Here is a 7,203-nt window from a genome sequence, read left to right as displayed (position 1 = left end):
AGCAACTTCTGCAGAATAAACTTTACTTTATTTTGAAACAACAAAAAAGGAGAACTTACTGGTTCTCCTTTTTTGTTTCTGCTTATATTTCTATAAACAGATTTTCTTTTTGCTTTCTTACTTTTTTGTAATGTTGGTATTCATCTTCCGATGACCTGTGACCTACTGCTGCAATTACAACAGACGTTAGATTTTGATTCTTTAGATTTAATATTTCATCAAATTTAGACGAATCGAAACCTTCCATTGGACTTGTATCTAAACCCAAAAGTGCTGCGGTTTCCAATAGAACCCCTAAAGCAATGTATGCTTGTTTACTATTCCAAACCTTTAATTCCTCTGTATTTCTGGAGCTAACAACGCTTTTCATCAGAGCAACAAAGGCATCGATATCTTCCAGATTTACACCCCTTGTTTCTACTATATTTTGCGCATATTCATCTATGTGGGAGGCATCAAAATTATTATATGTTGTAAAAACAAACAAATGAGAAGCATCTGTAATTTGTGGTTGTCCGTAACCAGCAGCTTTCAATTTTTCTCTAATCTCTGGATTAGTAATTACCAGAACCTTATATGGTTGGATTCCGTAAGAGCTTGGACTTAACTGGATAGCTTGTAATAAGCCATTCAACTCTTCTTTTGTCAATTTTTTTGATACGTCATATTTTTTTGTGGCGTATCTCCAATTCAGTTTATTTAAAATTTCTTGATGTATCATGAGAATAAATTTTTAACAAAAATAGATGTTTAAACATCTATTTTATAAATAGTATTTATTTTTTACAATGACTTGATAATAAGCATAGAGAAGTTTGGAGCCGTTTTTGCTTATAGAATGGCACACTTCATTAACATTCATCTATATATGTGCAAGACAATTATTATTTCAAACAGATTACCTATTAAAATTACAGAAGAAGATGGAAAATTGGTTTTAACAGATAGCGAAGGAGGACTAGCCACCGGATTGGGATCTATTTATAAGCAAGACAACAATATTTGGATCGGGTGGCCTGGCTTAGATGTCAGGAGTGACCACAAGAAGCAAGAAATTAAGACTTCTCTACAAAAGGAAAACCTGTATCCTGTTTTTTTAAACGAAGAAGAGATTCAGAATTATTATGAAGGATTTTCAAATGAAGTGCTTTGGCCTACATTTCACTACATGGCCACATATGCGCAATTTGAGCAAAAATATTGGGATTATTATAGAGCTGTAAATGAGAAGTTCAAAGATGCAATTATCGAAAATATTAAACCAGGAGATACTGTCTGGATTCATGATTATCAACTTTTACTACTTCCAAAGCTGATTAGAGATGAAATACAAGATGTATCTATAGGCTTTTTTTAGCATATCACCTTCACTTCTTTCGATATTTTTAGATTAATTCCATGGAGAGATGAGATTTTAAGAGGAATGCTTGGAGCCGACTTATTGGGATTCCATACCTATGACGATGTGAGACATTTTATTAGTTCTTGTAACAGGTTACTACACGTTCAGGGAACGGCAAACAAATTATTAAAAAAAGGAAGAGAAGTTGTTATAGATGCTTTTCCTATGGGAATAGACGCTAAAAAGTATAAAACACTTACAAAATGCCCTATCGTAGAAAAATATTATCAGGAATACGTAGAAACTTTTGAAGGATTAAAGGTTATTTTATCTATAGACAGATTGGATTATAGCAAAGGAATTGTACAGAGGATAGAGGCTTTGGAAATGATTCTTACCAGACATCCAGAATATATTGGAAAAATTTCTCTGTACATGATTGTTGTACCTTCACGGGATACTATTCCGCAATACCGAGAGCTTAGAGATGAAATAGATAAACTTGTTGGTAGTATAAATGCTCGGTTTAGAACACATAACTGGCATCCTATCCAGTATTTCTACAGATCATTTCCTATAGAGGCTCTGTCTGCTATTTATTCCAGATCAGACATTTGTTTGGTAACGCCTATGCGAGATGGAATGAATTTGGTTAGCAAGGAATATATCGCGAGTAGAAAAAGGAAAGATGGCGTACTTATTCTAAGTGAAATGGCAGGATCTTCGAAAGAACTTGCCGAAGCTTTAATTATCAATCCGAATAATATCGGAGAAATTTACAGGGCTATATTACAGGCGTTACAAATGTCTGAGGAAGAACAAATGCAGAGAATGACTGCATTAAGCAATACAGTTGAAAAGTTTGACATTTATCATTGGGTAAAAATATTTATGAACCAGCTTAAACAGATAAAATTGGAGCAGAAGCAAAACGAGACTAGGATAATTAATCAACATACATTAAACAAAATATCAGAGAAAAAGAAAGTAGCGGAAAACAGGTTATTTATATTGGATTATGACGGGACGTTGGTTGGTTTTAAAGCAGAAATAGATAAAGCATCTCCAGATGAGGAATTATATTCCCTTCTAAATAAACTGATCGCCGACGGAAGAAATACAGTCGTTATAATCAGTGGAAGGAAAAAGGAAACTTTGGAAAAATGGTTCGGTCATTTATCATTAGACTTAATTGCCGAACATGGTGCGTGGACAAAAGATAAGGAAGAAGGAGTTTGGGAACAGAGTATTCCTGGATTATCCAATCTTTGGAAGGAAATTGTAAGACCAATGTTAGACTCCTATTCCGATAGAACACCGGGTTCTTTTATAGAGGAAAAAAATTTCTCCTTAGCCTGGCATTATCGAAAAGTAGATGTTGAACTAGGAAAATTAAGAGCTGCGGAATTAGAAAATAATCTAAGTTATTTAACCAGAGAAACCGGATTGCAAATTTTGCCGGGAAATAAGGTTCTGGAAGTAAAAAGTGCAGATATTAATAAGGGAAAAGCAACATTAGCGTATCTGGCAAATAAAAACTTCGATTTTATATTGGCAATAGGCGATGACAATACAGATGAGGATATTTTTACGAGTTTACCTGCTCCTGCAATTACGGTAAAAGTTGGATCTAAATTTACTTCGGCTAATTATTATCTGAAAAATGTTGAGGAAGCCAGAACATTACTTGATAATTTATCAGAATAATACCTTTCTACCAACAAAAAAGACGCAAAATAAATTGCGTCTTTTTTGTTAAATGAATTTTAGAAATTATAAATATAAAGGTCTGTTAAGCTTAATAGAAATTCTATGAGCGGCATTCATTAATCCCACGTGGCTGTATGCCTGAGGAAAATTACCCCATTGGCTTCCCGTAGATTCATCAATATCCTCACTGAATAGTTTTAGATGATTAAAGTAGGTCATTAATTTTTCGAATTGTTCAATTGCGTCGTCAATACGTCCTACACAAGCTAAAGCCTCCACATACCAGAATGCACAAATCAGGAAAGTTGATTTTGGTTTTCCAAAATCATCTGCATGCAAATATCTGTAAAATAACCCGTTTGGTGTTTTTAGCTCTTTTTCTAAAGCTATTAGATGCTTTTTGGCTCTTTCTGAATTTGGGTCTAAATAATTCATCATAATAAGCTGTAATGTACTGGCATCTAAATGAGGGCTTCCCACAGCATGTGTGTAAACCTCTCTAACAGGGTCGTAACAGTTTTCTATATGTGTTGCGGCTCTTTTCATTAATGAAATGGCTCGTTCTTCCAGTTCGGTATTGTTAATTGTTCGGGCAATTTTTGCGGCAGCGTTACAACCAGCCCATTGGAATAGATTACTGTAACAATGTATATAAGCCTGGTTTCTAAATTCCCATATGCCTGCATCTGTTTCGTCTATAGTACGCTCTATTTTTCCCAAAGCAAACTCAACAAGTTGAGCAGAATCTTTTCTTTCCGAAAAAATAAAACGATGATCGCAATAAAGCGGGAGTAAGGAAATTAATGCTTGTCCGTATATATCATTTTGAATATGTTCATAGGCCTGATTGCCAATTCTAACCGGAGAATTTCCCAGATATCCCAGAAGGTGATCCGCAATTTTTTCTGTTAGGTTATCAGCTCTGGTAATACTGTAAAGAGGATGATAGCGCCAGCCATGATCAAAAGAGATATTAGTAACATAATCAAAGTAATGCTCTGTTTCTTCAAAATGACCAATGTAATTTAAGGCACTAATTACATAATAGGTATCCCGAAGCCAGCAATATCTGTAATCCCAGTTTCTACCACTCCCCGGGTGTTCGGGCAAACTGGTCGTACTGGCGGCAATAATTGCTCCGGTATCTTCAAATTGGTGGATCTTTAATGCCAATGCAGAACGAATAACATATTCCTGATAAAATTCTCCTATCGACGAATGTTTAATCCATGTTCTCCAGTAGAATTTTGTTTTACTAAGAAAGCTTTCACAAGTGGTTTCTATTGGAGCTTCCAAAGGTTTTCCGTAGGTAAAGACCAAATATTTTGTAGTGTCTAACACGAAATAGCTTTCTTCCAAAATATAAGATAGAGATACGTTACTGGACAAACGTATTTTTTCATCTGCCCCTATGTATTCAATATGATTGCTTCCTCTTTGTTTTTCTAATTTTACTTTACCATAATCGTATACAGGATTGCATTTTATTTTAATTCTGGGAAAACCTTCCAAAGGCTCTATTTTTCTAACCAGCATTAGCGGTTTAAAAAATCTTTCAAATTGCTGGAAACGAGGAGCGAAATCTGTAACTCTATATTTCCCTTGCTTGGTAGTTATTTCTGTACAAAGAATATTGGTGTTTTCTAGATAGAACTGATTGCTTACATATTTATGCGAAGGAAGAATAGAAAATTCCCCGCCTTTTTCTGTATCGAGTAAGGAACCAAATACAAATGAACTGTCAAACTGAGGCCAACAGAGCCATGAAATATCCGTGTTTTGATGTACGTGAGCGATGTAAGAGCAGTTTCCGATTATCCCTGTTGGATAGATGTGTCTTTCCATAAATTGTTTTTAATAATAAACAGTTAACCTATCTACTATAAAAACATGACACAGGAAATAGTTTTAATAAAAATGAATTTACAAATTCTAGCCCTATTCCCGAGCCTTTTCCTCTCGCCTTTTCTGGCGCCTTTCGCGTCTTAATTCCTTGGCAGATTTCTCTGCTGTATCTTTTTTACCACCAAAAATTTCCTTGAGCTTAAGAGATGCTTCTGTAACAGAATCTCTCTTAATATTGAAGAATTTAAAAATATCTTCTTCTGAATCCTCATTTAAACTATCGGTGCTTAAAGTATCTGTAGGGGCAATTTGCTGTCTCAGGCTTTCACGTAATCTAACGCCATAAAACCCATATGCACTGGAATCTCGTTGTACATAGCCTTTTATCGCCATCAATTTTCCAATAAGATTAAAATAGCCATGTAAATAAGGTTTTAGGGAACCGTCACTTTGCCATGCATATAGTGATGATTTAGGTTTAGGCACAATACTGGCCAGATAAATGCTTTCGCCTACCGAAAGATCTGCAGGATGCTTTGCAAAATAGTAATTTGCAGCTTCTTTAATTCCATAAACATTTCTTCCCCACTCTATAATGTTCAGATAAACTTCAAACATTCTTGATTTTGTACTTAGCTTTTGGTTTTCTATCAACCAGACGATCAGCATTTCCTCTACCTTTCTGGCTATAGTTTTATTTCGGTTAAGAAAGATATTTTTGACCAATTGCATAGAAATAGTACTTCCACCCCGTTTAAAGGATTTTGCTTTAAAATTTGTAACTATAGACTGCTTAATGGATTTCTCGACAAAACCTTTATGAGAGAAGAAAGAAGGGTCTTCTGCAGTTAATAAAGCATTTTTGAGGTTAGGCGAAATGTCATTTAGGCGAACAAAATTCGGGTTGGCATCCGAAACTAAAATATCTCTTACCGGTTTTCCTCGTTCATATGGCGTATAAACAAAAGGCCCGTTTATCTTTTGCAGATTAGTTTTTCCATATTGTATAATTCGGAAATCTTTACTTGGGCTTAAGGAAGAATTCAGAATAACACTATCCGGTAGGCTGGTGTCAAAATAAAAATCAAAATAATAACCAATATCTCCCGAGACTTTTAAACCTTCCAAAGATTCGAATAAACCAATTGGAAATGCATCTAAGATATATTGTGCTTTTTGTTGTGGTATGTTTAATTTTAACGCATAAGTTTTATGCGGTTTTTCCATAGTGATTTTCAGATACGGGTTAAATTTTGCCTGGCCCGCTTTTACAGTTGTCGTACTATCTATGGAAAAAAAATTCTTGCCGATAATAAATTTGGCATCTACACTGGCATCCGGAACTATAACATCATCTAAAGAAATCCTGGGGTGATTTATTAAAAGGTTTTTTATAGACCAATTTCCTTCTATATCTAAAACCTTTCCGTGTTTCTTTACACTTTTTAGAACAGTGCTAACGGTGTCAAAATTAAGTTTTAAGCCATATTTCTCTTCAAAAATAGGAAGCTCAACTTTATTTTTATCGGCAAAAAGCTTAAGGTCTATTCTTTCGTTTGAAGGATCTACAAAGCCATTAATATGCCAGACAGCCGCTTTATTGTTAATTTCTATTTTAGAAGTTAATTCCTTATCGACAATTTCGGCTAATGGCGTAAAAACACTTACATGAGATGTATCGCTGGTATAAGTAATTTTAAAGTTTTGAATTTTCATATCTTCAGGTATTTTATCCAATACCTGATGTACTAACCTGTTAGCCAAATCTGCAAAATCGACTTCGCCATTATTATCAGATTTTTTAGTAGAATCTCTCTTGAACAGGAAATCGTAATTACTGATACTGTCTTTCTTAGTTAAACTGATGATCCCATTGTTTAAATAAAATTCGGCAATTTTGATTTTACCAAAGATTAGTGGAAATAATTTTATTTTTATGGTTAGATCTTTGATTTTAGCTAGAGAATCTCTATCCTGTGGAACTACACTTACTCTCTTAAAATTGACTGCAGAAATACCACTAAAGCCATAATTTCCAAAATTTACATTTAAATTATATTTAGATTTAGCAAGGTCAACAGCTTTACTTACAGCTCTGTTTAGCAGAACTTCCCTTTTTAAAAAGGCATAGGTTCCCAGACAGATAAACAGACCCATAACTATACAAACGGCGATTACCGCTGGTTTTTTTAATTTTCTTAAACCCGTTTTGCTAAAAAATTTTCTCATAAAATATTGCCGAAAAGTATTATAAAACTTTTTAAATCAACCAATATATCTCAAAAACAAGACCTAAACGCAAATTT

General features: G+C 34.3%; 3 protein-coding genes and 1 pseudogene. 1 reads left to right on the top strand and 3 read right to left on the bottom strand.

The window, feature by feature from the left end; genetic code table 11:
* Positions 1 to 82: 82 nt before the first annotated feature.
* Positions 83 to 721: an NAD(P)H-dependent oxidoreductase gene (locus ABWO41_RS13535; protein WP_353138965.1), complete on the bottom strand. Its 639-nt coding sequence runs from the start codon at positions 719 to 721 to the stop codon at positions 83 to 85.
* 117 nt (positions 722 to 838) lie between these two features.
* Here ABWO41_RS13535 and ABWO41_RS13530 point away from each other — a divergent pair.
* Positions 839 to 3,049, top strand: a pseudogene (locus ABWO41_RS13530) (bifunctional alpha,alpha-trehalose-phosphate synthase (UDP-forming)/trehalose-phosphatase).
* 66 nt (positions 3,050 to 3,115) lie between these two features.
* On the opposite strand, the gene ABWO41_RS13525 reads toward ABWO41_RS13530, so the two are convergent.
* Entirely contained in the window at positions 3,116 to 4,897 is a 1,782-nt protein-coding gene (locus ABWO41_RS13525) for a glycoside hydrolase family 15 protein (protein ID WP_353138962.1), read from the bottom strand.
* 93 nt (positions 4,898 to 4,990) lie between these two features.
* Entirely contained in the window at positions 4,991 to 7,126 is a 2,136-nt protein-coding gene (locus tag ABWO41_RS13520) for a transglycosylase domain-containing protein (protein ID WP_353138959.1), read from the bottom strand.
* Positions 7,127 to 7,203: the final 77 nt, after the last annotated feature.

Origin of the sequence: Pseudopedobacter sp., assembly GCF_040392825.1 — a bacterium.
In the GTDB taxonomy this organism is placed as follows: Bacteria; Bacteroidota; Bacteroidia; order Sphingobacteriales; family Sphingobacteriaceae; genus Pseudopedobacter.
This window is presented reverse-complemented; position numbering and strand designations above follow the sequence as displayed.

Excerpts from the sequence above, each read along its gene's own strand:
- ABWO41_RS13535 (WP_353138965.1), bottom strand. The coding sequence starts at position 721 with ATGATACATCAAGAAATTTTAAATAAACTGAATTGGAGATACGCCACA.
- ABWO41_RS13525 (WP_353138962.1), bottom strand. The coding sequence starts at position 4,897 with ATGGAAAGACACATCTATCCAACAGGGATAATCGGAAACTGCTCTTAC.
- ABWO41_RS13520 (WP_353138959.1), bottom strand. The coding sequence starts at position 7,126 with ATGAGAAAATTTTTTAGCAAAACGGGTTTAAGAAAATTAAAAAAACCA.